The sequence below is a fragment of the Acidovorax sp. GW821-FHT09A11 genome (assembly GCF_059418365.1).
The window spans coordinates 280367-304744 of sequence record NZ_JBWKPS010000003.1; the positions used below are offsets into that span (position 1 = coordinate 280367).

At 69.4% G+C, this 24378-nt stretch carries 26 protein-coding genes; 11 read left to right on the forward strand and 15 right to left on the reverse strand.

All coding sequences use genetic code 11. The features are described 5' to 3' along the window. Positions 1–103: 103 nt before the first annotated feature. The 7 genes from rpsG to AC07PV_RS08925 form a co-directional block, all read right to left on the reverse strand. A complete protein-coding gene (gene rpsG / locus AC07PV_RS08895) occupies positions 104–577 on the reverse strand; it encodes a 30S ribosomal protein S7 (protein WP_005798541.1) in 474 nt (157 codons plus the stop codon). Positions 578–748: 171 nt separating this feature from the next. Further along, complete coding sequence (gene rpsL / locus AC07PV_RS08900; protein ID WP_007851137.1) at positions 749–1126, reverse strand: 30S ribosomal protein S12; 378 nt, start codon at positions 1124–1126, stop codon at positions 749–751. Between the two features lie 288 nt (positions 1127–1414). Further along, positions 1415–2584 carry a D-alanyl-D-alanine carboxypeptidase family protein gene (locus AC07PV_RS08905; protein ID WP_494630005.1) on the reverse strand — a complete coding sequence of 390 codons (1170 nt, stop codon included), beginning with the start codon at positions 2582–2584 and terminating at the stop codon, positions 1415–1417. Positions 2585–2684: 100 nt separating this feature from the next. Then, positions 2685–3338, reverse strand: coding sequence for an alpha/beta hydrolase (locus AC07PV_RS08910; protein ID WP_218339103.1), 654 nt, complete (start codon positions 3336–3338; stop codon positions 2685–2687). An 87-nt stretch (positions 3339–3425) separates the two neighbouring features. After that, on the reverse strand, positions 3426–3785 hold the full coding sequence (locus tag AC07PV_RS08915; RefSeq protein WP_218296704.1) for a (2Fe-2S) ferredoxin domain-containing protein: 360 nt from the start codon (positions 3783–3785) through the stop codon (positions 3426–3428). Positions 3786–3794: 9 nt separating this feature from the next. Next, complete coding sequence (locus AC07PV_RS08920) at positions 3795–4892, reverse strand: VanZ family protein (protein WP_369641147.1); 1098 nt, start codon at positions 4890–4892, stop codon at positions 3795–3797. A gap of 154 nt (positions 4893–5046) precedes the next feature. Then, the gene (locus AC07PV_RS08925; protein ID WP_218296702.1) at positions 5047–5475 is read right to left on the reverse strand and encodes a CopD family protein; all 429 of its coding nucleotides are present in this window, start codon (positions 5473–5475) and stop codon (positions 5047–5049) included. Between the two features lie 332 nt (positions 5476–5807). Here AC07PV_RS08925 and hemB point away from each other — a divergent pair, with 332 nt between their 5' ends. Both hemB and AC07PV_RS08935 read left to right on the forward strand, forming a co-directional pair. Then, on the forward strand, positions 5808–6815 hold the full coding sequence (gene hemB, locus AC07PV_RS08930) for a porphobilinogen synthase (RefSeq protein WP_494630006.1): 1008 nt from the start codon (positions 5808–5810) through the stop codon (positions 6813–6815). A gap of 60 nt (positions 6816–6875) precedes the next feature. Further along, on the forward strand, positions 6876–8009 hold the full coding sequence (locus AC07PV_RS08935) for a magnesium transporter CorA family protein (protein ID WP_369641145.1): 1134 nt from the start codon (positions 6876–6878) through the stop codon (positions 8007–8009). 23 nt (positions 8010–8032) lie between these two features. On the opposite strand, the gene AC07PV_RS08940 is transcribed toward AC07PV_RS08935, so the two are convergent. The 3 genes from AC07PV_RS08940 to AC07PV_RS08950 all read right to left on the reverse strand — a co-directional run bounded on the left by AC07PV_RS08940 (position 8033) and on the right by AC07PV_RS08950 (position 10371). Next, on the reverse strand, positions 8033–8686 hold the full coding sequence (locus tag AC07PV_RS08940; RefSeq protein ID WP_218296699.1) for a glutathione S-transferase family protein: 654 nt from the start codon (positions 8684–8686) through the stop codon (positions 8033–8035). A gap of 66 nt (positions 8687–8752) precedes the next feature. Further along, positions 8753–9670 carry an amidohydrolase family protein gene (locus AC07PV_RS08945; RefSeq protein WP_494630007.1) on the reverse strand — a complete coding sequence of 306 codons (918 nt, stop codon included), beginning with the start codon at positions 9668–9670 and terminating at the stop codon, positions 8753–8755. Positions 9671–9681: 11 nt separating this feature from the next. Further along, positions 9682–10371, reverse strand: coding sequence for a dienelactone hydrolase family protein (locus AC07PV_RS08950; protein WP_494630009.1), 690 nt, complete (start codon positions 10369–10371; stop codon positions 9682–9684). 171 nt (positions 10372–10542) lie between these two features. Between AC07PV_RS08950 and AC07PV_RS08955 the strand changes: the two genes are divergently transcribed. The 4 genes from AC07PV_RS08955 to creC all read left to right on the forward strand — a co-directional run bounded on the left by AC07PV_RS08955 (position 10543) and on the right by creC (position 14404). After that, entirely contained in the window at positions 10543–11298 is a 756-nt protein-coding gene (locus AC07PV_RS08955; protein WP_218296697.1) for an SDR family oxidoreductase, read from the forward strand. A 147-nt stretch (positions 11299–11445) separates the two neighbouring features. Next, on the forward strand, positions 11446–12081 hold the full coding sequence (locus tag AC07PV_RS08960) for a MarC family protein (RefSeq protein WP_218296696.1): 636 nt from the start codon (positions 11446–11448) through the stop codon (positions 12079–12081). Between the two features lie 99 nt (positions 12082–12180). Continuing rightward, a complete protein-coding gene (gene creB / locus AC07PV_RS08965; RefSeq protein WP_218296695.1) occupies positions 12181–12870 on the forward strand; it encodes a two-component system response regulator CreB in 690 nt (229 codons plus the stop codon). Between the two features lie 73 nt (positions 12871–12943). Then, positions 12944–14404 carry a two-component system sensor histidine kinase CreC gene (creC, locus tag AC07PV_RS08970; RefSeq protein WP_369641143.1) on the forward strand — a complete coding sequence of 487 codons (1461 nt, stop codon included), beginning with the start codon at positions 12944–12946 and terminating at the stop codon, positions 14402–14404. Here the strand turns inward: creC and AC07PV_RS08975 are convergent. Continuing rightward, positions 14401–14781, reverse strand: a complete 381-nt coding sequence (locus AC07PV_RS08975; protein WP_218296693.1) for a phosphopantetheine adenylyltransferase — start codon at positions 14779–14781, stop codon at positions 14401–14403. The two genes, creC and AC07PV_RS08975, sit on opposite strands and share 4 nt — an antisense overlap. 172 nt (positions 14782–14953) lie before the next feature. On the opposite strand from AC07PV_RS08975, the gene creD reads away from it, so the two are divergent. Beyond that, a complete protein-coding gene (gene creD, locus AC07PV_RS08980) occupies positions 14954–16396 on the forward strand; it encodes a cell envelope integrity protein CreD (protein WP_218296692.1) in 1443 nt (480 codons plus the stop codon). Next, the gene (locus AC07PV_RS08985) at positions 16393–16716 is read left to right on the forward strand and encodes a hypothetical protein (RefSeq protein ID WP_255590917.1); all 324 of its coding nucleotides are present in this window, start codon (positions 16393–16395) and stop codon (positions 16714–16716) included. The genes creD and AC07PV_RS08985 overlap by 4 nt, the downstream gene beginning before the upstream one ends. Positions 16717–16856: 140 nt before the next feature. On the opposite strand, the gene AC07PV_RS08990 is transcribed toward AC07PV_RS08985, so the two are convergent. The 3 genes from AC07PV_RS08990 to AC07PV_RS09000 all read right to left on the reverse strand — a co-directional run bounded on the left by AC07PV_RS08990 (position 16857) and on the right by AC07PV_RS09000 (position 18424). Then, the gene (locus tag AC07PV_RS08990) at positions 16857–17384 is read right to left on the reverse strand and encodes a hemerythrin domain-containing protein (protein WP_494630010.1); all 528 of its coding nucleotides are present in this window, start codon (positions 17382–17384) and stop codon (positions 16857–16859) included. Positions 17385–17554: 170 nt separating this feature from the next. After that, the gene (locus AC07PV_RS08995; protein ID WP_218296690.1) at positions 17555–18136 is read right to left on the reverse strand and encodes a hypothetical protein; all 582 of its coding nucleotides are present in this window, start codon (positions 18134–18136) and stop codon (positions 17555–17557) included. Positions 18137–18205: 69 nt separating this feature from the next. Continuing rightward, on the reverse strand, positions 18206–18424 hold the full coding sequence (locus AC07PV_RS09000) for a CsbD family protein (RefSeq protein WP_492254403.1): 219 nt from the start codon (positions 18422–18424) through the stop codon (positions 18206–18208). Between the two features lie 360 nt (positions 18425–18784). Here AC07PV_RS09000 and AC07PV_RS09005 point away from each other — a divergent pair, with 360 nt between their 5' ends. The 3 genes from AC07PV_RS09005 to AC07PV_RS09015 are packed head-to-tail and all read left to right on the forward strand — an operon-like array spanning position 18785 to position 23543. Next, a complete protein-coding gene (locus AC07PV_RS09005) occupies positions 18785–20659 on the forward strand; it encodes a DUF1800 domain-containing protein (protein WP_494630012.1) in 1875 nt (624 codons plus the stop codon). A gap of 35 nt (positions 20660–20694) precedes the next feature. Continuing rightward, on the forward strand, positions 20695–22134 hold the full coding sequence (locus tag AC07PV_RS09010) for a DUF1501 domain-containing protein (protein WP_218339109.1): 1440 nt from the start codon (positions 20695–20697) through the stop codon (positions 22132–22134). A gap of 32 nt (positions 22135–22166) precedes the next feature. Beyond that, a complete protein-coding gene (locus AC07PV_RS09015) occupies positions 22167–23543 on the forward strand; it encodes an NAD(P)/FAD-dependent oxidoreductase (RefSeq protein ID WP_494630014.1) in 1377 nt (458 codons plus the stop codon). A gap of 122 nt (positions 23544–23665) precedes the next feature. On the opposite strand, the gene AC07PV_RS09020 is transcribed toward AC07PV_RS09015, so the two are convergent. After that, complete coding sequence (locus tag AC07PV_RS09020; RefSeq protein WP_494630015.1) at positions 23666–24373, reverse strand: ABC-type transport auxiliary lipoprotein family protein; 708 nt, start codon at positions 24371–24373, stop codon at positions 23666–23668. Between the last annotated feature and the right edge of the window lie 5 nt (positions 24374–24378).

Below are 24378 nucleotides of genomic sequence, written 5' to 3' on the forward strand. Positions count from 1 at the left end.
GTGGCGCTGCGACCCGTCAATTTTGTGACCGCCTCAATCGCCACAAGGCTGCAGGCAAGAATGCCGGCAGCCTTGCGCTTGGCGACGAGGGCAGTTCGTCGATTTAGAAGCGGAAGTGGCTGAATGCCTTGTTGGCTTCGGCCATGCGGTGCACTTCGTCACGCTTCTTCATGGCGCCGCCACGGCCTTCGGTGGCTTCGAGCAGCTCGTTGGCCAGACGCTGGGCCATCGACTTCTCGCCGCGCTTGCGGGCGGCTTCCTTGATCCAGCGCATGGACAGGGCCAGGCGACGGACAGGGCGCACTTCGACGGGCACCTGGTAGTTGGCACCGCCCACGCGGCGGGACTTCACTTCGACCATGGGCTTCACGTTGTTGATGGCAACGGTGAACGCTTCCAGAGGGTCCTTGTCAGGGTGCTTCTTCTCGATCAGTTCCAGGGCGCCGTAAATGATGCGCTCTGCAACTGCCTTCTTGCCGCCTTCCATGATCACGTTCATGAATTTGGACAGCTCTACATTGCCGAACTTGGGATCCGGCAGGATTTCACGTTTGGGGACTTCGCGACGACGTGGCATTTTTCACCTCTATCTTTGCTTCAGTTGGCATCTTTTCAGACACCGCGAGAGCCAATCAGGACTCCCACTTACTCGACCCGCGCAGAACACCTGCGTTTGGGGTCACTACGCTGCATCACCGCGCCACGCGGGAGACAGCACCGAAAATTCTGTTGTGCAAAAGCGCAGGGCTTACTTGGCCTTGGGCTTCTTGGCACCGTACTTGGAGCGCGATTGCTTGCGGTCTTTCACGCCTTGCAAGTCGAGCGAACCGCGCACGATGTGGTAACGCACACCGGGCAAGTCCTTGACACGACCGCCGCGAACCAGCACCACGCTGTGTTCCTGCAGGTTGTGGCCTTCACCGCCGATGTAGGAAATCACTTCGAAGCCGTTGGTCAGGCGAACCTTGGCGACCTTCCGCAGAGCGGAGTTAGGCTTCTTTGGCGTCGTGGTGTACACACGGGTGCACACGCCACGGCGCTGGGGGGAGTTCTCCATCGCAGGGCTCTTGGACTTGATCTTTTCGACCTCGCGCCCCTGACGGACTAGTTGATTGATGGTTGGCATGAAATACGTCCCTAAACGTAAAAAACGAAAACGTGAAACCCTTCGGAAATTCCGAAAAGCCTTCTAATGTAGCAGCATGGACCCCAACGGGCAAGTGCCGTGGGGTGTTCCCCTTAAAACCTATCCCGGTACGCCAGCATTGCCCGCCGCTCTTGAAAGCGTGCGGCCCATGCCAGAGCAGCCGTGCAAGGGCCGCCCCGCTGCACTGGCTGCGCGCCCCTTCCCGAATGGCGCAGCCATTCGGGAGACGGGGTGAAGGCGCGGCAGCGCCTCAGGGGGATGGTCCTGCTACTTGATCCACAGCCGGATCGCATCCCAGGCCCGGCCCAGGATCCCCGACTGCTCCACGCCTTCGAGCGCGATGAGGGGCACCTCGGCCAGGGCCTGCTCGCCCAGCATCACCTTGAGGTGGCCGACGGACTGGCCCTTGGTGAACGGTGCCACCAGCGGGTCGGGCCGCGCGATCTGCGTGGTGATCTTGCCTGCGCTGCCCGAGGGCACCGCCACGACGATGGCTTCCTCGCGGCCGATCTTGAGGATGTTTTCCGTGCCCTTCCAGACGGCGGGCGTGGCCACGGGCTTGCCGGCCTCGAACAGCTTGACGGCCTCGAACGCGGTATAGCCCCAGTTCAACAGCTTCTGGCTTTCATTCGCACGCGCATTTTCGCTGGCGGCCCCGAGCACGATGGACAGCAGGCGGCGCTGGCCCACGCCGGGGAATTCACGCTTGGACGTGGCCACCAGGCAGTAGCCCGCGGCAGCGGTATGGCCGGTCTTGAGCCCGTCCACCGTCGGGTCGCGGAACAGCAGCGAATTGCGGTTGCTCCCGTTCGACGCGGGGGTGCCGGGGTAGCTGTACTGCTTGGTGGAGTAGTAGTGCATGTACTCCGGGAAGTCCTTCATCAGGCGCATGGCCAGCACGGAAAGGTCGCGCGCGGTGGTGGTGTGGCCGGGTTCGGTGAGGCCTTCGGGGTTCTTGTAGCTCGTGCCCTTCATGCCCAGTGCCTGGGCCTGGTCGTTCATGAGCTTGACGAAGTTCTCGGCCGTGCCGCCCACGCCTTCGGCCAGCGCCATGGTGGCGTCGTTGCCCGACTGCACGATCATGCCCTTGATGAGGTCTTCCACCGGCACCTGCATCTTGGGGTCGATGAACATGCGCGAGCCGGGCATCTTCCAGGCGCGCACGCTCACGGGCAGCTTCTGCTCCAGGGATATCTTCTTGGCGCGCAACGCATCAAACACCAGGTAGCCGGTCATGAGCTTGGTGAGCGAGGCCTGCTCGACGGGAGCATCGATGTCCTTGGCCGCGAGCACCTGGTTGGCGGTGACATCCACCAGCAGGTATGTGCGCGCGGCGATTTCGGGAGGTTGTGGCGCCTGGGCAAAGGCCCCGAAGGCGGCAGGGGCCACCGCAGCAAGGACGGCCAGGGATCGCAGCGCGGACAGGATTCGTTTCATGGGGCAATAGGGGGCTGGAAAGGCTCGAGGAAAAAAGGGAATGAAGAAGAAAGACGGGACAGGAAGGCGCGGCGGCGTGGCCTGCCGCGGCCGGGGCGTTTCAGCCCCCCGACCGCAGGTGGCGCACCACCAGATTTTTCAAAAGCGGCAATTGTCCGTGAAAGAAATGGCCGCCCGCGGGAATGACTGTGACAGGCAGTATCTGGGGCCGCGCCCAGTCCATCACGGCGGAAAGCGGCACGGTGTCGTCCTGCTCGCCATGCACGACCAGGGTCTGCAGATGGGCGTCGGGGGGCACCGGGGCGACGGTGAAGCGGCTGGCTGCGGTGCCCACCAGCACCGCGTGGTCCACGCGGCCCTGCGGCCAGAGGGCGGCCAGCGCGTGGCTGGTGACGAATGCGCCGAACGAAAAACCCGCCAGCGCGATGCGCGGCCCCGCGTCGCCCGCGGGCGCCACCTGTTCCACCACGGCCAACAGGTCCTGTAGTTCGCCCCGGCCTTCGTCGTGCACGCCTTCGCTGCCGCCCACGCCCCGGAAGTTGAAGCGCACCGCCGTCCAGCCGCACTGCACGAAGGCGCGCGCCAGCGTCTGCACCACCTTGTTGTCCATGGTGCCGCCAAAGAGGGGATGGGGGTGCGCGATGATGGCCACGCCCCGGGGAGGCGCGCCGCCGTCTGGCGCGGCGGCATCGCGCACGGCCTCGATGGCGCCAGCGGCGCCGGACAAGCTCAGGCGTTCGGTTTGGGCATTCACGAATTGCTACTCAATCAATAGCTGTTAGCGCACGGCAGTCGTGCGCCAGCGGCTGAAATCATTCCAAAGTCCAGGATGGAGGCGCTTTCAGCGCCCGAGTTCCGCCGGTGGCACCAGGCGTTCCACGATCTGGCCATTCTTGAGGTGCGACTCGACGATCTCGTCGATGTCGGCATCGTCGACATAGGTGTACCAGGTGCCTTCGGGGTAGACCACCGCGACGGGGCCGGCCGCGCAGCGGTCCAGGCAGCCCGCCTTGTTCACGCGCACCTTGCCGGCGCCCGCCAGGCCGGCCGCCTTGACCTGCGCCTTGCAGCGGTCAAAGCCCGCCTGGGCGTTGTGGTGGGCGCAGCTGTCTTCGCCGTTGGTCCGGTCGTTCAGGCAGAAGAAGATGTGGCGCTGGTAGTAGCCGGGCGCTGCGGCCGGCGAGGGGTTGGTGTCGCTCATCCACCCATTTTAGGTTTGCGACTCGCGCCGGGACACGCGCAACAGCACATACAGCAGCGTGGCATAGGGCCACAGCCAGCCCAGCCACTGGCCCAGGCCGTAAAAACGGATGAACCGGCCCTGCTCCCAGATCTGCAGCGTCTGCGCGAAGTAGGCGCTGGTGGGCGCCTGGTTGAGCAGCGCAAGGTGCCAGACCAGCGCGACCAGCAGCACGGCCGCGCAGGCACGCCGGGGCAGCGCCAGCAGCAGCAGCGCCAGCGCCAGCGCACCCCACACGCCCACGCGCGTGGGCAGGCCCATCCACTCCCAGGCATGCACGGGCCCCCAGCTCAGGGCGGCCGACAGCGCGGTGAGCGTGACGCCCACGGCCACGACCCCCAGGGCAAACAGCGCGCGCCGGCCCACGGAGCGGATCACGCAGTAGCCCAGCAGGCAGGGGGTCAGCAGGCCCAGCGTCACGCACAGGAGCTCGCCGCTGGGCGAGAGCGGGTCGAACGCGGCGTCGCGCAGCGGAAGCCATTCCAGGAACGGGGTATCGGCCAGCAGCTCGATGAGCGCGGCCTCCAGCCGCTCGAGCACCTGGCCCAGCCCGAACGGCACGGCCGCCGGGAACAGCAGCGCCAGGGGCCACAGCGCCAGCAGCACGATGGCGCCGCTGGCATCGGCGACGAACCAGCGCCCCCTGAAGTCGCTCCAGCGGTCGATGGCGCCCGCGCGCTCCAGCAGCGCGGCACTCAGCGCCCCCGCCAGCGCCCCCGCCGCGTTGAGCAGCAGGTCCAGGTTGGAGGGCACGCGCCGGGGCAGGTAGATCTGCAGAAACTCCATGGCCAGCGACAGCAGCACGCCCACCAGCGTGGACAGCAGCACCGCGCCGCGCCGCCAGCCCGAGCGCAGCATGGCCAGCACCAGCAGAAAACCCAGCGGCGCATAGCCCACGACATTGGTGGCGATGTCGAAGCCCGTCCAGTACGGCGGCGGCAACGGCGCCAGCAGGAACACCAGGGGATCGATGCCCTGCGCGCGCCACCCGTCGAACGGGAACAGGCTGGCGAAGACGATCAGCGCCGTGTAGATCAGCGCCAGAGGCCAGGCGGAGGTCTTGTGCATGCCGTCTCAGCCATCCATGGCGCCATGCATCACCCGTGCCCCGCAAGCACGGGCGCGGTACAGGGCAGGGGCGCCGCGCGGGGCCCGGCCACCGCAGCGGGCCGGTAGAAGGGACCAGGGAGAAGGCGCGCGGCGCCGCAGGGAGCTGCCCACTTCAGAACGGCTTGACCACCACCAGCACCACGGCGGCCAGCAGCAGGACCACCGGCACTTCATTGAACCAGCGGAACCACGCATGGCTCCTGCGGCTGGTGCCGTTGGCCAGCTTGCGCAGCAGCACACCGCAGGCGTGGTGGTAGCCGATCACCAGCAGCACCACCGCCAGCTTGGCGTGCATCCAGCCGTTGCCCGGGCCGCGCCCGATGCCATAGCCCATCCACAGCCACGCGCCCAGCGCCAGCGCGGGCACGGCCAGCAGCGTGGTGAAGCGCAGCAGCTTCCTGGCCATGAGCAGCAGGCGGTCACGCTCCGCGGCCGAGCCCGGCGCCACCATCGCCAGATTGACGAAGATGCGCGGCAGGTAGAAAAGGCCGGCAAACCAGCTGGCCACGAAGACGATGTGAAAGGCTTTGACCCAGAGCATGGGGGCAGTTTAAGGGCCCGCACAATGCCGCCGGGGCCACGCCAAAAAAAAGCCCGGCAAATCCGCCGGGCCGGGAAAGCCTGTTTTGCATCGCTGCAATCCAAGGCCCCGCTCAGGGAGGGAAAGCGGGGGGCAGCAAGCCGCCCGGCGCCAATTTAGCACCGGGCAAGAGGTGTTACAAGCGGCATTTCCAGGGCGCGGCGCTGCGGCGCCAGCGTTTGGCAACGGGCGCTCCGCCATGCCAGTGCACCCGTGGATCCGGCTTTGCCGGTCCACCGGGTGCGTCCCCCTGTGGGGGAAGCCGCGCAGCGGCTCAGGGGGATAATCTTCACATGCATCTCCAAAGTCCCGCCCCCTTCCCCCAGAACCGCCCGCGCCGCCTGCGCCGCGATGCCTTCACCCGCAATCTGGTGCGTGAGAACTCCGTCACGCCGCACGACCTGATCTACCCCGTGTTCGTGCACGAGGGCCAGGGCCGCAGCGAGGCCGTGACCTCCATGCCCGGCGTGGACCGCCTGAGCCTGGACCTGCTGCTGCCCGTGGCCGAGGACTGCGTGCAGCTGGGCATTCCGGTGCTGGCGCTGTTCCCGGCCATCGACCCGGCGCTCAAGACACCCGACGGCAAGGAGGCGCTCAACCCCGACGGCCTGATCCCCCGCGTGGTGCGCGCCCTGAAGAAGGAATTCCCCGGCCTGGGCGTGATGACCGACGTGGCGCTGGACCCGTACACCAGCCACGGCCAGGACGGCGTGCTCGACGACACCGGCTACATCATCAACGACGACACGGTGGAGATCCTCACCGGCCAGGCGCTCACGCACGCCGAGGCGGGCGTGGACATCGTCGCGCCCAGCGACATGATGGACGGGCGCATCGGCGCCATCCGCGAGGCGCTGGAGGTGCAGGGCCACATCCACACCCGCATCATGGCCTACAGCGCCAAGTACGCCAGCGCCTTCTACGGCCCCTTCCGCGACGCGGTGGGCACGCGCGGCGCCTTGGGCAAGGCCGACAAGAACGTCTACCAGATGGACCCCGGCAACAGCGACGAGGCCCTGCGCGAGGTGGCCATCGACATCGCCGAGGGCGCCGACATGGTGATGGTCAAGCCCGGCATGCCCTACCTGGACATCGTGCGCCGCGTGAAGGACGAGTTCAAGGTGCCCACGTTCGCCTACCAGGTGAGCGGCGAGTACGCCATGATCAAGGCCGCCGCCGCCAATGGCTGGCTGGACCACGACGCGGTGATGATGGAATCGCTGCTGGCCTTCAAGCGCGCGGGCGCCGACGGCGTGCTGACCTACTTTGCGCGCGATGCCGCGCGCTTGCTCCGAAAATAAGAGCTGCCAGCGCTTGATGGACAGGCGCCAGAAGCACTTTTTATTGCCACCCGGGGTCGCATGCGCATTTTTCACATCCACAGCGGCAGCGTGCAGGAGCTGGCCGAGCTGCCCACGCAGATGCCTGCCCAGGGCTTTGTCTGGATCGCCTGCGCGCGCCCGGCCTTCCAGGCGCGGCTGGCCGAGATCCAGGCGAGCCTGCAGGCCCTGGTGGGGCTGCAGCTGGTGGACCTGCATGTCTCCGACCTGCTGAACGCGCAGCTTCCCTCGCACTACGACTACACCTCCCAGTACGACCTGCTCGTGTTCCGCCGGCTGGCCACCGCGCAGGGCGGCGGCCCGGAGGCCGAGGCGGGGCAGCCCGGCGACGCCGCCTCCCCGCTCAGGCGGGCCGGTCCGCCGGTGCTGCGCCGCATCGACACCAGCCCCGTGGGCTTCGCGGTGTTCGACCAGCTGCTGCTGACGGTGCACCCCACGGACTGCGCCGTGCGCGATGCGTATGCCGCGCGCCTGCTGGCCGCCACGCCCGCCCCCGCGAGCGAGGGCCGCAGCAGCCCCGTGCCCGGGGCGCGCCGGCCCACCAGCCCGGCCGACCTGATGCTGCGCGTGGTCAACCTCATGGTGGACGGCTACCTGGACCTGCGCCGCGAACTCACGCGCCAGCTGGACCACTGGCAGACCGAACTGCTCAAGCCCCGCGCCCGCTACGTGAACTGGAGCTCGCTGCTCGAGGCGCGGCTGGCGCTGCACAAGCTCGATGAAATCTGCGAGGACCAGCGCACCGCCGTGCAGGACTGGATCGACGCCCTCGAAACCTGGGCCCTGCCCGACACCCCCGCCGGCCTGCGCGAGCTGGACCTGCTCAAGGTGCGCAGCCGCGACGTGCTGGAGCACATCGAGCGCGTGGTGCACCACGTGCGGCGGCTGGAGCAGAGCACGGAGACCGCCGTGCAGATGCACTTTTCCGTGCAGAGCAACCGCACCAACGACATCATGCGCACCCTCACGGCGCTCACCGCCGTGTTCCTGCCGCTGAACCTCATCGCCGGCATCTTCGGCATGAATTTCGAGTTCATTCCGCTGATCCACAAGGCCAACGGCTTCTGGTGGGCGATGGGCTCGATGGCGTTCATCGCCGTGGCGCTGGTGCTGGTGTTCTGGCGCAAGCGCTATCTGGCGCGCACGAGCAGGTAAGGGAGCGCGCCTGCCCGCCGCCGTCAGACGAAGGGTTCGGCCAGCGCCTCGTTGAACAGCACCCGCTGCACGGCCGGGCGCTCCAGCATGCGCCGCAGGTACGGCCCCAGGTGGGGACGGCTGCGGGCCGGCGCGGTGCGCTGGAAGTTGCGGGTCCAGCGGCACAGCGTGAACACGTAGGCGTCGAGCGCGCTGTAGCCCGCGCCCAGGAACCACGGGCCGCCGTGGCGGGCCAGCTCGGCGTCCAGCTGCGCCAGCAGGCCGTCGATGCGCAGCTCCGCGTGGCGCTGCAGCTCCAGCATGCCGGCCTCATGGCCCTCGTCCACCCAGCGGTGGGGATAGAAGTACACGATGAGCGTCGCCTGCAGCGTGTTGGTGAGCCACATCAGCCACTTGTAGAACTGCGCGCGCTGTGCCGTGCCCAGCGCGGGCGCCAGGGCCGCGGCGGGGTGGGTGTCGCACAGGTGCAGGGTGATGGCGGCCGTCTCGTAGAGCACCAGGTCCCCGTCGGTGAGCACGGGCACCAGCCCGTTGGGGTTGAGCCGCAGATAGGCGGGCGCCTGGTGGGCGCGCTGGCCGATGTCCACGGGCACGCGCGCGTAGGGCGTGCCCAGCTCTTCAAGCAGGATGTGCGGCACCATGGCGGCGCTGCTGGGGGCGTGGTGAAGCTCGAGCATGGTGTTGTGCGGGAGGGAGCCGATGGCCTGAAAAAGAGGAGGATGCGCGGACCGCGCGGGGATCGATCAGGGCCGCGCCACGCCGAACAGGCCGGCGCCGTTGTCCCACGCGACCTTGCGCGCCACGTCGGCGGGCAGGCCGCCCAGCCAGGTGCGGTAGCCCTGCATGAGGTTTTCATAGTGCTGCCAGCGCTGGTTCACCCAGGTGTCGGAGCCCACGACAAAACGCGTGGGGTGCTTGAGCAGCAGCGCGCGCCACGCGGGGCACAGCTGGTCGTCGTCGCACACCAGGCCCGGCCGGTACGAGAGTTCGCCCACGAGGCCGGGGTAGCGCGCGAGCAGCGCGTCCACCCGCTCGGCCGGCGCGCCGCCGATGCCCGTGTGCGCCCAGATCAGGCGCAGCTTGCGCCCTTGCGTGGGAGTGTGCGCCATGAGCTTGTCGATGGCCACGTCGTCCACATGGGCCAGCACCACCAGGTCGCGCTCCTCGGCCAGCGCCATGAGCTTCCTGGCCACCGGGCCGTCGGCATTGGCGCTGTCGTACAGGTGGAACTCGCCGATGCCCCGGTACGGCCCGGCCGCCGTGCCGCGCGCCAGCTCGGCCTGCACCATGGCGTAGATGCTCTCGTCGGCGAACCAGCCGGTGTAGTCGGCGCGGCTGCGGTACAGCCGCACGAAGGGCACCACGGCGACGCCGGCCTCGCGCGTCTCGCGCAGGCCGGCCAGCGTGAGCGAGCCGGTGTTGGCCACGATGGCCCGCACGCCGCTTTTCTGCATGCGGCCCAGCACGTCGGCCGGCGGGTGCGGGCCGTTCTTGCCGTCCCACGCCTCTTCGTTGTAGTGGAGGTGGGCGTCGAACAGCGGCCCGGGATAGTCGGCCGCATGAGGCTGGATCCCGAACGCTATCAAACCGATAGCTATCAGCACCTTACCAGCAAGCGCCAGATGCCAAAAAGGCTTCATGCTCTGAAGCGGGGCGGCCATGGTGCCGGCCCTCAGGCGAGATGTTTGTCGAAGAACGCCAGCGTGCGGTCGCGCGCGGCCATGGCCGAAGACTCGTCGTAGCTGCCGCGCTGGTCGCAGTTGAAGCCGTGGTCGGCGTCGTAGATGTGGACCTCGACCTCGGGATGGGCGCGGGCAAATGCCTGCACGGTGTCGAGCGGGATGTAGTGGTCGCGCTGGCCGAAGTGCGCCAGCACCGGCACCTGCGGGTGGCGCGCTGCTTCGTCGGCTGAGGTCATGCCGCCGCCGTAATAAGGCACGGCCGCCGACAGCCCGCTCAGCGTGCAGGCCGCGCGCCAGGTCAACAGGCCGCCCCAGCAAAAGCCCACGATGCCGACCTTGCGGCCGCTTTGCTGCGCGGCGTAGTCGATGGCGGCCTGGATGTCGGGCATCACGCCTGGCGCGGGCAAGGCCTCGACCGCGGCCTTCAGACCCATGCCGGCCTTCATGTCGTCGCCGGTGTAGCCCATGTCCACATCCTGCTGCACGCGGTGAAACGTCGATGGTGCGACGGCCAGGTAGCCGCGCGCGGCAAACCGGTCGGCCACCGCGCGGATGTGCGAGTTCACGCCAAAAATTTCCTGCAGCACCACAATCGCACCGCGCGGCGCCGCATCGGGCTGCGCCACCCAGGCGGGCACGGCGAGACCATCGCTTGATGTCAGATTGACGAATTGACCCATGGCATTGACTCCTTGCTGCGTTGATGGACTGATGTGTGACTCGGGGGCATGCGGCCAGCGCGGGTGCCGGAGCTCCCCCACGCTCCGGTCCCGGCGCCCGCTGAACGCGCCATTCTGGCCGCTGAGCGGACCTCTGTTCAAATGCGGGCCATTTTCAGAGGAGTCCTTGCAGTGACCCACACCCACAAAGTAGCACTGATCACCGGAGGGTCGCGCGGCATCGGCGCGGCCACCGCCCGGCTGGCGGCGCGCCAGGGCTGGGCCGTGGCCGTCAACTACGCCCGCGACGCGCGCGCCGCCGAGGCCGTGGTCGCCGCCATCGCCGCCCAGGGCGGCCGCGCCCTGGCGGTGCAGGCCGACGTGGCCGACGAGGCGCAGGTGATGGCCATGTTCCGCACGGTGGACGCGCAGCTGGGCCGCCTCTCGGCCCTGGTGAACAACGCCGGCGTGGTGGACGTGCCCGCGCGGGTGGAGGCGATGGGCGTGGCGCGCCTCAAGCGCATGTTCGACATCAACGTGATCGGCAGCTTCGTCTGCGCGCGCGAGGCCGTGCTGCGCATGGGCACGCGCCACGGCGGGGCCGGCGGCAGCATCGTCAACGTGTCCAGCGCCGCCGCGCGGCTGGGGGCGGCGGGCCAGTACGTGGACTACGCGGCCGCCAAGGGCGCCATCGACACCATGACCCTGGGGCTGGCGCGCGAGGTGGCCGCCGACGGCATCCGCGTGAACGCCGTGCGCCCCGGCCTGATCGAGACCGACATCCACGCCAGCGGCGGCCTGCCCGACCGCGTGCGCGACCTCTCGCACCAGGTGCCCATGCTGCGCGGCGGCACGGCCGAGGAGGTGGCCGAGGCCATCGTGTGGCTGATGTCGCCCGCCGCCAGCTACACCACCGCCACGCTGATGGACGTCTCGGGCGGGCGCTAGAGCGCTGCGGTGCAGCATGCGCGGGCGCCAACCCGCGCCAAAAACACCGCATACTCGCGCACAGCAGCCCGGCGGCGGCGCCCTTGCGCTGCCTTGCCGGGCCCAGCCCGATCCACCGCCCTGCCCCCTGCCTCCCGGAGCGCCCTGATGGACCTCAAACCCCTCATCACCCTGCTGGCCATCGTCAACCCGCTGGCCATCGTTCCCTTTTTCATCCACTACACGCAGGGTTTCTCGTATCCCCAGCGGCGGCGCACCATCCAGGTGGCGAGCTTCAGCGTGTTCTGCGTGATCGCCGCCTGCGCCCTGCTGGGCCTGCAGATCCTGGACTTCTTCAACATCTCGCTGCAGAGCTTCCAGGTGGGCGGGGGCATGCTGCTGCTCATCAGCGCGATGAACATGCTCAACGCCCAGCCCGCCGAGGCCAAGCCCAGCACCAACGAATACGAGGAAGGCGCCGAGAAGGCCGCCGCGGGCAGCAGCATCGCCGTGGTGCCCCTGACCATCCCGCTGCTCACCGGGCCGGCCAGCATGTCCACCGTGGTGATCTACGCCGACCGCGCGCAGACCTTCTGGCAGCATGCCGCCCTGGTGGGCTACGGCGTGGTGATCGCCCTGGCCACGGCCGTGTGCTTCGCGCTGGCCGACCCGATCGCGCGCGTGCTGGGCAAGACCGGCATCAACGTGATGACCCGGCTGATGGGCCTGATCCTGGCCGCGCTGGCCGTGGAAGTGATGGCCGACGGGCTGGGCAAGCTCTTTCCCATCCTCATCTCCCGCTGAGATGGAGCACCCCCTGAATCGCCTTCGGCGGCCTTCCCGGCCTGGACCGTGCCAGTTTCGTATGCGGCGGGTGTCTCGCAGCACGAGGGGCGACTAGGCATGTCTGCAAGGCTTCTGCTGCTGGAGGACGACCCCGCCATCGCCCGCACCGTGGCGTACGCGCTGGAACGCGACGGGCTGTCCGTGACGCACAGCCTGCTGGTGCACGACGCGCGCCAGCAGATGCTCTCGCACCGCTTTGACCTCCTGGTGCTGGACGTGGGCCTGCCCGACGGCAGCGGGCTCGACCTGCTGCGCGATGTGCGCGGCGCCCCGCAGACCGCGGCCGTTCCCGTGCTCATGCTCAGCGCCCATGGCGAGGAGATCGACCGCGTGCTGGGCCTGGAGCTGGGCGCCGACGACTACCTGGCCAAGCCCTTCAGCCCGCGCGAGCTGGCGGCCCGCGTGAAGGCCCTGCTGCGGCGCGCGGGCACCCGCCTCGCCGCGGCGCCCACCGCCACGGCCAGCCTGTTCCATGACGACGAGGCCGGGCAGCGCATCAGCCTGCACGGCCAGGCCCTGCCGCTGACGCGGCGCGAATACCGCCTCCTGTCGTGCCTGCTGCGCGGCGCGGGCCGCATCCACTCGCGCGACGCGCTGCTGGCCGCCGCCTGGGGCGACGACAGCGACAGCACCGACCGCACGGTGGACACGCACATCAAGACCCTGCGCGCCAAGCTGCGCGAAGTGGACCCGGCGCGCGAGTACATCAGCACGCACCGCGGCATGGGCTACTGCCTTGACGTCTGAAACCAAATGGGCCACTGGCGCTTGCCCATCAAGCGCTGACAGATATTGTTCTTGAAGCAGACCCCACAGATCCATGCGCCTCGGCATCCGCCTGCTCTTTGCGTTTTTCCTCATCAACGGCATCGCCGCGTTCTTCGTGCTGCGCGTGTTCATGGCCGAGATCAAGCCCAGCGTGCGCGAGGTGATGGAGGACATGATGGTGGACACGGCCAACATCCTGGCCGAGCTGGCCAGCGAGGACCTGGCGGCCGGCCGGCTGTCCGACGGCACGGGCCAGCACAGCCCGTTCGCGCAGCACGTGCGCCGCTATGCAAGCCGGCCCATCGACGCCGCGATCTGGGGTTTCTCCAAGCAGTCGCTGGACTACCGCATCTACGTGACCGACACCACGGGGCGCGTGCTGTTCGACTCCGAAAACCGCGCCATCGGCGCTGACTATTCGCGGTGGCGCGACGTGGCCCGCACGCTGCGCGGCGAGTACGGCGCGCGCTCCACGCGCGACGTGGAGGGCGACGACACCAGCGGCGTGATGCACGTGGCGGCCCCCATCTACGTGAACAATGAGATCGCCGGCGTGCTGACCGTGGCCAAGCCCACGCGCACCGTGCAGCGCTTCATCGACCGCGCCGAGCGCAAGGTGTTCATGGGCGGGCTGCTGCTGCTGGCGCTCTCGGCCGCCGTGGGCGTGGCCGTGACGCTGTGGATGGTGTGGAACGTGCGCCGCCTGCGCGACTACGCCCTGAGCGTGCAGGGGCCGGCCGACGGCGAACACCGCGACCCCGACACCCCGCCCATGGCGGCCCTGGCCGTGCCCCAGGTGCCCGGCGAGCTGGGCGACCTGGCCCGCGCCATGGACCGCATGCGCGCCCGGCTGGAAGGGCGCGACTACATCGAGGGCTACGTGCGCGCCCTCACGCACGAGCTCAAGAGCCCCGTGGCCGCCATCCGGGGCGCGGGCGAACTCCTGCAGGACGACCTGCCCGCAGCCGACCGCGCCGAATTCGCCACCCAGGTGGTGCAGCAGAGCGAGCGCCTGCAGCGCATCATCGACCGGCTGCTGGAACTGTCCAAGCTGGAGCAGCGCCACCACGCCGAGGGCCGTGCGCCCGTGGCCCTGCACGATTGCGCCCGCGCCGCCATCGGCCAGACCCGCGCGCGCGCGGCTCAGCGCGGCATCACGCTCGCGCTGGCCGGCACGGGAAGCAGCGGCCCCTGGGAAGCCGAACTGGTGACGCTGGCGCTCACCAACCTGCTGGACAACGCCATCGACTTTGCCCCGCAGGGCAGCACCGTGCAGGTGGAGCTGGAAGGCAGCTGCGTGGCCGTGCAGGACAGCGGCCCGGGCGTGCCCGACTACGCGCTGCCGCGCCTGGGCGAGCGCTTCTTCACCACGGCGCGCCCGGGGGGCGAGCGCAGCGGCTCGGGCCTGGGCCTGGCCATCGTGCGGCGCGTCATGGCGCTGCACGGGGGGCAGCTGGTGGTGCGCAACACCGCACCGGGGCTGCGCGCCACGCTGGACTTTGCCGCGGCCTAGCTCCGCTGGCGCAGGTGCACGGCCACCCCCGCCACCAGCAGGGCCAGCGCCACCGCGTCCACCCGCACGACCACGGCCAGCGGGGCGCCCAGGCCGCTGCCCCGCTGCAGCCACGCCAGGAGCAGAAAGGACACCACGCTCACCAGCCCCGCCACCAGGGCCAGCCGATGGAGTCCGGGGCGCATGGCGGCATACCCCATGAAGGCGGCCAGCAGCCCGAACAGGACGGCCCGGTGCCGCAGCAGCAGCTCCAGCCCCGCATCCGGCACCGGGGTGCCGTATAGCTGCGCCAGCCTGCCCGCCCCCAGCACCCCCACCACGGGCAGGGCGTGGACCACCGCCACCACCCCCAGAATCACCGCGACCACATGGCGCATGCCAGCCCCTTTGTTGTGAAGCGGTGGTTGTAGGCGCAAGGGGCGCGGCCGTCGATGACCTGGCAGGTCATGGCGGCGCGGCACCAGACTTCACACTGGCCTCACAAACTTCATAGCGCCCTCACACCGGCCCACAACACTGCCTCCACAACATTCACTTGTGGAGGACCTCTTGTTCAAGCACCCCCTGTTCACCAAACTGGCCGCGCTCGCTGCCGTCACCCTGCTGCTGCTCCTTGGCCTGGGCATGATCGACAACGTGGTGCGCGACCGCCAGCGCTACCGCAGCCTCACCGCGCAGAGCGTGGCCGACAGCCTGGCCGGGCCGCAGACGCTGATGGGCCCCATGATCCACAGCGCCTGCGTGGAGACCTGGGACGTGGAAACCGGCAAGGGCGACGAGCGCCGCATGGTGGAGCAGCGCCGCGAGTTCCTGCTCACAGCCATGCCCGAGCAGCTCAAGCTGAGCACGGGCGCGGCGATGGAGGAGCGCGCGCGCGGCCTGCACAAGGTGAACACCTACAACCTCAAGGCCCACGTCACGGCGCAGTGGGGGTCGCTGGCCAGCCTCGAGCCGCAAAGCACCATGAAGAACTCGCGCATGCACTGCGGCGCGCCCATCGCGATGATGGCCGTGGGCGACGCGCGCGGCATCCGCACGGCGCAGCTCACGCTGGCGGACCAGGCCCTGGCCCTCAAGCCCGGCACCTTCCACCCCACCTACAGCCGGGGCCTGCACGCCGTGCTGCCCGAATCGGTGCGCGGCAAGGCCGATGGCCTGACCGCCACGCTGGACCTGGAACTGGTGGGCACCGAGCGCCTGGCCATCGTGCCCCTGGGGGGCAGCACCGAGGTGGTGATGACCAGCAGCTGGCCGCACCCCTCGTTCGCGGGGCGCTTCCTGCCATCGGAGCGGGAGGTCAAGAAGACCGGCTTCTCGGCGCAATGGCGGCTGTCGTCGCTGGCCACCACGGCGCAGGCCGATGTCGCCCACGGCAAGCGCATCTGCCTGGGGGGCGCGGACGACGGCGCCCGCGGCGACGACGCGCCCTCCGGCGCCACGCCGGGCGACTGCGCGGACAGCTTCAGCGTGGCCTTCGTCGACCCGGTGAACCCCTACTCCCTCTCCGACCGCGCCACCAAGTACGGCGTGCTGTTCATCGCACTCACCTTCGTGGCCGTGGGCCTGTTCGAGCTGATGAAAAAACTGCGCGTGCACCCCGTGCAGTACCTGCTGGTGGGCAGCGCGCTGTGCAGCTTCTTCCTGCTGCTCGTGAGCCTGTCGGAGCACCTGCCGTTCGGCGCCTCCTACGCCGTGGCGGCGACCGCCTGCGTGCTGCTGCTGGCCTACTACGCCAGCCACATGCTGGGCAGCCTGGCGCGTGGCATTCCCCTGGGGGCCGGCATCGCGCTGCTGTATGGCCTGCTGTACCTGCTGCTGCAGCTGGAGCAGACGGCGCTGGTCGTCGGTGCCATCGCGCTCTTCCTGGTGCTGGCGGCCGTGATGGTGCTCACGCGCAAGGTGAACTGGTACGGGCTGTCGCAAGGCGGCGCGCCAAGCCGCCCCACCCCGCCCGCCGCCCGCCCCACCGCACCCCGCGCGGAGGCCGCATGAGAACGCACACCGCGCCGACAGCCTGGGCGCAGCACCTGGCAGACCCGGCGGCATGCACCGGCGCACCCGTGCCCACGCTGACCCCGGCGGAAGCCGAGCGCGTCCAGCGCCACCGCGACCAGCTGACGGCGGCCCTGCGGGCGCAGGACCGGGCGGCGCTGCTCAGTGCCAAGCAGCACGTGCTGGAAGCGGCCTACCACCCGTGCGGCGCCCCCGATGCGGCCTGCGGCCCCACCGACTCCCCCGCCTTGCGCAGGGCGCTGCGCGACCTGTCGTGGCGCATGGCGGGCCTGCTGCTACCGCGCAGCCCGCGGCACTGAGTGCCCGGCGCCGGGTTCTTGATGAAAATAGCCGCCATCGCTTGATTGGCAAGCGCTGGCAGCTATCAAAACAGAAGCGCATTGCCCATCCCGGCCATTGCGGCTGGCCGGGCCTGGCGCACCGGCAGGCGGGAGAAAGGTCAGGCCACCGCTTCCTGCGGTGCGCTGGCGGCGGCGGGCGATGGAGCCCCCGCGTCCTCCGAGCAGGTCGCACCGCCGCATCCGTGGATCAGCTCGCCCGGCAGCGCCCCGGGGGCGTGCACCACGCCCGAGACGGGGTCGAATCCCACGCGGCGCAAGTGCAGGGCCAGCGCGGCATCCATGCTCTGCGCATGCTGCGGAAACCACAGGGCCAGTTCGCTGGCCATCACGCGCAGCACCGCGAGGTCGCCCTGCTGCGCACGCGCGGTGCCTTCACGCATCACCTGCAGCACCACCCGGTGCTGCATGCTGTGGCAGTTGCCCGATGCGAAGCGCGTGGAGGCCATCCAGGCGTCCTCCTGCGCGAAATGGTGGTCGGTGTGCTCCACCAGCGCCTGCCAGGCAGCCAGCAGGCGCGCGTCGTCCGCGCCATCGACGGCGGCCAGCAGGTCGACGAACTCACGGTGGGTGTCGTCCATCAGGGCCAGGTCCAGGGCCAGGGCGTCGGACCATTCGAGTTGAGCCATGCAAATCCCCTTGTGCACCAGGTCAAAGACAGGGGAGCGAGGTTAGTTTTTCGCGGCGGCCCGCATATTGATGCAGGTCAGGGTTCCGCCCCAGGGCCGCGGCCATCCCATGAAAAAAGCCCCGCACGGGGCGGGGCTCCTGGGTGGGCGCGGGCCGGGGCCCTGCGCGCTCAGCTCTTGCCGTACATGCGCTTCATGTCATCCACGCACTTGGACTTCAGGTCGCCGGACATCGCGTCGCAGCGCTCCTTGGCGGCCTTGTAGGCGGCATCGTTCTTTTCGGCGTTGGCATCCTTGCGGGCCTCGGCCACCGCCGCGTTCTTCTCGGCGGCGTTGTCCGCGGGCTTGGCCTGGGTCTCGGCCACCTTGGCATCTTCCTTGGCCTTCACGCGGGCTGCCTTCGCATCCTTCTCGCACACGTCCTTGTCATTGCCCTTGAGGTCGTCGCACTTTTCCTTGGCGACGCCGTAGGCCGCATCCGCCCGCGCGTCGGCGACCTTGCGGGTGGCCTTGGGGCTGGGCTTGTGCTGCGCGTCGAGCTCGGCCTTGGCCACGTCCTCGGCGCCCTTGGCCTCCTTCACACAGATGTCCTTGGCGTTGCCTTGCAGGCCATCGCACTTTTGCTTGCTGGCCTTGTAGTCGGCGGAAATGCGTTCCTTGCCAGCCTTGTATTCGGCGTCCGTCAGCGCGAAGGCGGAAGTGGCCAGCAGGCCGGCTGCGACAGAAGCCATCAGGGTGCGGGTGAATTTCATGGGTTTCTCCTCGATCGGTAATGGATAGAAATAGGAAGGGAGGGGCCGGGAAACGAAGGGGCCGTGGCCTCAGTCGTTGAAGCGGAAATCGGGGTGGCGGGCCTGCCAGTCGCTGAGCTGCTTCTCGGCCGCGTCGCGGGCGATGCCCTGGCGTTCCTGCAGCTTGCCCAGGAACTGTTCGCGCTTGCCATCGATGACGTCGAAATCGTCATTCGTGAGCTTGCCCCACTGCTCGATCATTTTTCCCTTGAACTGCTTCCAGTTGCCCTTGACGGTGTCTTCATTCATGGCGTGCATCCTCGAAAAGATTTCGCGTCAGCCATCCACCCGGAATGCGTGGAACAGGTGCGTGATGCGATGGGATTGACTCTAGAAATGATTCGCGGCGGGGACCGTAGGCCATGCCACGCAGCACGCGTCAGCACAGGACTACGGCGGCTGAAGGACAGGGCGCGGCGGCGAGGGCGGCTCCCCTCGCCAGCGGCCAACAAAGTGTTGCAATTTGCCATCACTGCTCCACTGTTACGCGCGGCCCCTTCCCAGCAAGCTGTTTCGTTTGGTAACGCTTGTGTTTCCACGCCGCAACGGCATGTGGTGAAGTCCTGAAATGCGCTGGTTTTGAACGCGCACCTTCACCCCCCACGATCCATGCACACCACCTCCGAGGCGCCTCCCGCAACGCAGACTGCGGGCGAGGCACAAGACAGCCCGCGCCACCCCGCGCCGGCCGCCGTTTCTTCCCAAGACACGAAGAACCCCCTTCCCCTGCTGGCCGGGCTGGCCGCATCCGCGGCGCTGGCGGCCTGCGGCGGTGGCGGAGGTGGCGGGGAAGAGGGCACGACAGCCAGCCCGGGCGCCGGTTCCGCGCTGCCCGGCGCAACCCACACGGCGCCGCTGACGGACGCGGAGGCCGCGCGCTTCCTGCTGCAGGCCCAGTTCTCCGCCTCCACCGCGGACATCGCCGCCCTGCGCTCCACCACCTACGCCAGCTGGCTGGAGAGCCAGTTCAGCGCCCCCCCGTCGCTGAGCGGCTGGGACTGGCTGAACCAGCGCGGCTACGCCGACGTCAACAAGGACACGGCCTACTACGACAACACCTACCCGGGCGACTACATGATCTGGCACCAGCTCCTGCAGTCCAGCGACGGGGTGCGCAAGCGGGTGGCGCTCGCGCTGTCGGAGATCTGCGTGGTGTCGCTCTCGGGCCTGGACCTGAGCTGGCGCAGCCATGCCCTCGCGTGGTACTGGGACCAGCTGGTGGCCAACGCGTTTGGCAACTACCGCAACCTGCTGCAGGACGTGACGCTCAACGCGGCCATGGGCTACTACCTCAATACGCGCGGCAACCAGAAGGAAAACGCCGCCACCGGCCGCCAGCCCGACGAGAACTACGCGCGCGAGGTGATGCAGCTCATGTCGATCGGCCTGGTGCTGCTCAACCCCGATGGCACGCCCCAACGCGACAGCGCGGGCAAGCCCATCGACAGCTACACGCAAAGCGACGTGACCAACCTGGCGCGCGTGTTCACCGGCTACGACTACGACCAGTCGCAGAACACGCCGACCACCGTGCCGGGAACCACGCGCGTCGTGCCCGGCACCACCTTCGCGCGCCTGCCGATGGCGCTCACCGAGTCGCGCCATTCCACGCTGGCGGCCTCCTTCCTGGGCACCACCATCCCGGCCGGCACGCCGGGCGCGGCGGCCCTCAAGACGGCGCTGGACACCCTGTTCAACCACCCCAACGTGGGCCCGTTCATCGGCAAGCAGCTCATCCAGCGGCTGGTCACCAGCAACCCCTCGCCGGCCTACGTGGCGCGCGTGACCGCCGCCTTCAACAACAACGGTGCCGGCGTGCGCGGCGACATGCGCGCGGTGGTCCGCGCCATCCTGCTCGACGACGAGGCGCGCGCGCCCGCCGGCCTCGCCCAGCCCGGGTTTGGCAAGCTGCGCGAGCCCATGCTGCGGTTTGTCCAGTGGGGCCGCACCTTCGGGCTGGAGTCGGCCCAGGGCAGCTGGAAGATCGGCAACTTCAGCGATCCGGGCTCGCGGCTGGGGCAAAGCCCGCTGCGCTCGCCCTCGGTGTTCAACTTCTTTCGGCCTGGCTACATCCCGCCGTCCACCGCGCTGGCGGCCAATGGCGCGGTGGCGCCCGAGTTCCAGCTGGTCAACGAAAGCAGCGTGGGCGGCTACCTCAACTTCATGCAGGGCGTGATCCGCAACGGCATCTTCGTGAACGCGCCGGAGCTGCCCCACAACGCCAGCACCGCCAACAACGGCTTCGACCTGAAGGCCAGCTACGCGCAGGAACTGGCGCTGGTCGCCGACGCGGACGCGCTCGTCGCGCGCATCAACCTGCTCATGTGCGCGGGCCAGCTCTCGGCCGGCACCGTCAAGCTCATCACCGATGCGCTCAAGGCCACCAACGTCACCGCGGCCAGCGCGGACAACGTCCGGCGCGACCGCGTGGCGGCCGCCGTCTTCCTGGTCATGGCCTCGGCCGAGTACCTCATCCAGAAATAAGCAACAAGCCCGGACCGCACCCGAGAAGCCACGCCATGCACCTGCTTCAACCCGAACTCCACACCCGCCGCGCGTTCCTGCGCCGCTCCACCCAGCTGGGCCTGGCGGGCACGGCCCTGCCCTTCGCGATGAACCTCGCCGCGATGGGCGAGGCAGCCGCCTTCGCGGCCAACGACTACAAGGCCCTGGTCTGCGTGTTCCTCTATGGCGGCAACGACTACGCCAACACCGTGGTCACCTACGACGACGCCAGCCACGGCCGCTACAGCGCCATCCGCGGCAGCATCGCGCTGCCCAAGGCCTCGCTCACGCCCACGCTGCTCAACCCCTCCACGCCGCTGCCCGACGGGCGCCAATACGCGCTGCACCCCGCCATGACCGGGCTGGCGGGCCTGTTCAACAGCGGCAAGGCCGCCGTGCAGCTGAACGTCGGCCCGCTGGTCGTGCCCCTGACGCGCGCGCAGTACAACAGCCCCGACCGCAAGGCCTACCCCGTCCCGCCCAAGCTGTTCTCGCACAACGACCAGCAGTCGGTGTGGCAGTCGTCCTCGCCCGAGGGCTCCACCGTGGGCTGGGGCGGCAACATCGGCGACCTGGCACTCTCGTCCAACGGCAACTCGCTGTTCACCTGCATCGCCGTCACCGGCAACGCGGTGTTCCTCTCGGGCGACTCGGCCCTGCAATACCAGGTCAGCACGAACGGCGCCGTGGCCATCAACGGCGTGAAGAACAATGTCTACGGGTCCAGCGCGGTGCGCGGCGCGCTGTCGGCGCTCATCCAGCAGCCCAGCGCGCACACGCTGGAGAACGAGTACACCCGCGTGACCACCCGCGCGGTCACGTCCGAAAGCCAGATCACCGGCGCGCTGGCCGGCACCACGCTGGGCACGACGTTCCCCGCCAACAATTCGCTGGCCGACCAGCTCAAGATGGTGGCCCGCCTCATCGGCTCGCGCAACGCGCTGGGCAGCAAGCGCCAGGTGTTCATGGTGTCGCTGGGCGGGTTCGACCTGCACGACAACCTGATCTCGCAGCAGCCCTTGCTGATGCAGCGCGTGAGCGACGCCCTGACGGCCTTCCACAGCGCCACGGTGGAACTGGGCGTGGCCGACAAGGTGACCGCGTTCACCGCGTCGGACTTCGGCCGCACGCTGAGCTCCAACGGCGACGGCTCGGACCACGGCTGGGGCAGCCACCACCTGGTGGTGGGCGGCGCCGTCAAGGGCAAGGCGTTCTACGGCAGCGCACCGCCCGTGAGCATCACCAACACCGCGGCCCCCGAGGACCAGTGGCACGTGGGCCAGGGCCGCCTGCTGCCCACCACCTCGGTGGACCAGTACGCGGCCACCCTGGCCAGGTGGTTTGGCGTGGCCGACAGCGAAATGGCCGGCGTGCTGCCCAACATCACGCACTTCGGCGCCGCCGCCGGCCGGCCCGACTATCCGGTGGACATGGGGTTCATGGGCCCTCCCTGAAGCGGCGCGGGCAGTGCCCCAATAATGGGGGCATGACCCCAGCCTCCACACCTTCGTCCCGCCCCCGCGTCGTCATCATCGGCTGCGGCTTCGGCGGCCTGGAAGCCGCCCGGGCGCTGCGCGGCGCGGCCGTGGACATCACCCTGGTCGACAAGACCAACCACCACCTCTTCCAGCCGCTGCTGTACCAGGTGGCCACCGCCGGTCTGTCGGCCCCCGCCATCGCGGCCCCCATCCGCCACCTGTTCCGCCAGCAGCCCAACGCCACCACCTTGCTCGGGGAGGTCACGCACATCGACGTGGCGGCGCGCACCGTGTATCTGAAGGACGGCCCCCATCCCTCCGCCCCCCTGCCGTACGACCATCTCATCGTCGCGGCCGGCGCGACGCACAGCTACTTCGGCCAGGATGCGTGGGCCACGCACGCGCCCGGGCTCAAGACGCTGGACGATGCCTTCGAGATCCGCCGCCGCATCCTGCTGGCCTTCGAGGCCGCCGAGAAGGAGCCCGACCCCGTCCGCCGCGCCGACTGGCTCAACTTCGTGGTCGTGGGCGCCGGGCCCACCGGCGTGGAGATGGCGGGCACCCTGGCCGAGATCGCGCGCCACACGCTGCCCGGCGAATTCCGCCACATCGACCCGGCCAGCGCCAGGATCATCCTGCTCGAAGGCGGCACGCGGGTGCTGCAGGCCATGCCGGAAGCACTGAGCCAGCGCGCCAGGGAGCAGCTGGAAAAACTGGGCGTGGAAGTGCGCCTGCAGGCCCGCGTCACCACCATCGACGGTGACGGCCTGAGGGTCGAATCACCCCCTGACGCTGACTCATCAAGCGTAGTCAGCTATCAAATCAAGAGCAAATGCATCATCTGGGCGGCCGGGGTGGCGGCCTCCCCGCTGGGCCGCCATCTGGCCGAGGCCACCGGCTGCACGATCGACCGCGCGGGCCGCGTGGTCGTGGCGCCCGACCTCACGCTGCCCGGCCACCCGGAGATCAGCGTGATCGGCGACCTGGCCGCCGCCCAGAGCCACGCGCCCGGCCAGCCTCCCCGGCCGGTGCCCGGCGTCTCGCCCGGCGCCAAGCAGATGGGCCGCGCGGCGGCCGCCAACATCCTGCGCCGCCTGCGCGGCCAGGCCACGCAAGCGTTTCGCTACCGCGACTACGGCAACCTCGCCACCATCGGCCGCAACTCCGCCGTGGTGGACCTCACCTCGCCCGCGGGGCCGGTGCGGTTCTCGGGCTACTTTGCCTGGCTGTTCTGGCTGTTTGCGCACGTGTATTTCCTGATCGGCTTCCGCAACCGGCTGGTGGTGCTGCTCGACTGGGCCTGGGCGTACTGGAGCTTTGCACGGTATGCGCGTGTGGTGACGGGGATCGAGCCGGGCACGGCCCCGCCGCCCCCGCGGTCCTGACGCGGGCCAGGCACCACACCGCGCGGCGAACGCCGCTGCCGCGAGCGGATGGCGCGGGGGGCCCGGGAGCGCGCGCGCCGCGAGAGGGCGCACGGGCGGGGACCGGTGGTGCCCCCGGCAGCTCAGTTCGTGCGCCGCGTCACCTGCTCCAGCCAGTCCGCCAGCTCCTGGGCGACCTGTGTGGAGGCCTCCGCCAGGGCCTTCACGCCGCCGGCCGCGTCGGCGCTGGGCGCCGGGGTGCGCACGATGAACACACGCTGGCCGCGCAGCGACTCGCCCGCCAGCGTCAGCTCCACCACCGTGGCACGCAGGCGCACCACGCCAGCGCTTTCGGTGGGGCTGGCGAAGAGGTGGCTGAATTCCTCCAGCTCCACGCGCAGCACCGGGGGCAGCCGGCCGCCCTGGCTGGCGTCGCGCGCCTGGGCCGCACCGTCGTCGGCCTTGAGGATGGCGCGCCGCTGGCCCAGCTGCTCGCGCAGCCGCTGCTGCAGCAGCTGGGCGGGGGGCTGGCTCCAGCGGGCCTGGCTGTAGGGGCGCAGCTGCTGGGCGTCGGCATAGCCCAGGCGGTAGAGCACGGCATTGCTGCCCTCGGGCAGGCCGGGCGCCTCCACGTCGGCCAGGGCCAGGGGCTGCAGCGGTGCCCGGCGGTCGGCCGGCGCCGGGGCCACCGGGCCGGGGCCAAAGTCGTACAGCACGGGGCGCGAGGGCGGGCTGGGCAGGGCCGAGCAGCCGGCCAGGCCGATCACCACCACCAGAACCATGCCGCCCAGCAGGCCGCCAGCGCTTTTCGGGAAGGCGCCGGCAGCTATGTTTTTAATAGTACTTTTCATGAACA

Coding starts and splice junctions, on each gene's coding strand:
- rpsG (WP_005798541.1), bottom strand. CDS start 577: ATGCCACGTCGTCGCGAAGTCCCCAAACGTGAAATCCTGCCGGATCCC.
- rpsL (WP_007851137.1), bottom strand. CDS start 1,126: ATGCCAACCATCAATCAACTAGTCCGTCAGGGGCGCGAGGTCGAAAAG.
- AC07PV_RS08905 (WP_494630005.1), bottom strand. CDS start 2,584: ATGAAACGAATCCTGTCCGCGCTGCGATCCCTGGCCGTCCTTGCTGCG.
- AC07PV_RS08915 (WP_218296704.1), bottom strand. CDS start 3,785: ATGAGCGACACCAACCCCTCGCCGGCCGCAGCGCCCGGCTACTACCAG.
- AC07PV_RS08920 (WP_369641147.1), bottom strand. CDS start 4,892: ATGCACAAGACCTCCGCCTGGCCTCTGGCGCTGATCTACACGGCGCTG.
- AC07PV_RS08925 (WP_218296702.1), bottom strand. CDS start 5,475: ATGCTCTGGGTCAAAGCCTTTCACATCGTCTTCGTGGCCAGCTGGTTT.
- hemB (WP_494630006.1), top strand. CDS start 5,808: ATGCATCTCCAAAGTCCCGCCCCCTTCCCCCAGAACCGCCCGCGCCGC.
- AC07PV_RS08935 (WP_369641145.1), top strand. CDS start 6,876: ATGCGCATTTTTCACATCCACAGCGGCAGCGTGCAGGAGCTGGCCGAG.
- AC07PV_RS08940 (WP_218296699.1), bottom strand. CDS start 8,686: ATGCTCGAGCTTCACCACGCCCCCAGCAGCGCCGCCATGGTGCCGCAC.
- AC07PV_RS08945 (WP_494630007.1), bottom strand. CDS start 9,670: ATGGCCGCCCCGCTTCAGAGCATGAAGCCTTTTTGGCATCTGGCGCTT.
- AC07PV_RS08950 (WP_494630009.1), bottom strand. CDS start 10,371: ATGGGTCAATTCGTCAATCTGACATCAAGCGATGGTCTCGCCGTGCCC.
- AC07PV_RS08960 (WP_218296696.1), top strand. CDS start 11,446: ATGGACCTCAAACCCCTCATCACCCTGCTGGCCATCGTCAACCCGCTG.
- creB (WP_218296695.1), top strand. CDS start 12,181: ATGTCTGCAAGGCTTCTGCTGCTGGAGGACGACCCCGCCATCGCCCGC.
- creC (WP_369641143.1), top strand. CDS start 12,944: ATGCGCCTCGGCATCCGCCTGCTCTTTGCGTTTTTCCTCATCAACGGC.
- AC07PV_RS08975 (WP_218296693.1), bottom strand. CDS start 14,781: ATGCGCCATGTGGTCGCGGTGATTCTGGGGGTGGTGGCGGTGGTCCAC.
- AC07PV_RS08985 (WP_255590917.1), top strand. CDS start 16,393: ATGAGAACGCACACCGCGCCGACAGCCTGGGCGCAGCACCTGGCAGAC.
- AC07PV_RS08990 (WP_494630010.1), bottom strand. CDS start 17,384: ATGGCTCAACTCGAATGGTCCGACGCCCTGGCCCTGGACCTGGCCCTG.
- AC07PV_RS08995 (WP_218296690.1), bottom strand. CDS start 18,136: ATGAAATTCACCCGCACCCTGATGGCTTCTGTCGCAGCCGGCCTGCTG.
- AC07PV_RS09000 (WP_492254403.1), bottom strand. CDS start 18,424: ATGAATGAAGACACCGTCAAGGGCAACTGGAAGCAGTTCAAGGGAAAA.
- AC07PV_RS09005 (WP_494630012.1), top strand. CDS start 18,785: ATGCACACCACCTCCGAGGCGCCTCCCGCAACGCAGACTGCGGGCGAG.
- AC07PV_RS09010 (WP_218339109.1), top strand. CDS start 20,695: ATGCACCTGCTTCAACCCGAACTCCACACCCGCCGCGCGTTCCTGCGC.
- AC07PV_RS09015 (WP_494630014.1), top strand. CDS start 22,167: ATGACCCCAGCCTCCACACCTTCGTCCCGCCCCCGCGTCGTCATCATC.
- AC07PV_RS09020 (WP_494630015.1), bottom strand. CDS start 24,373: ATGAAAAGTACTATTAAAAACATAGCTGCCGGCGCCTTCCCGAAAAGC.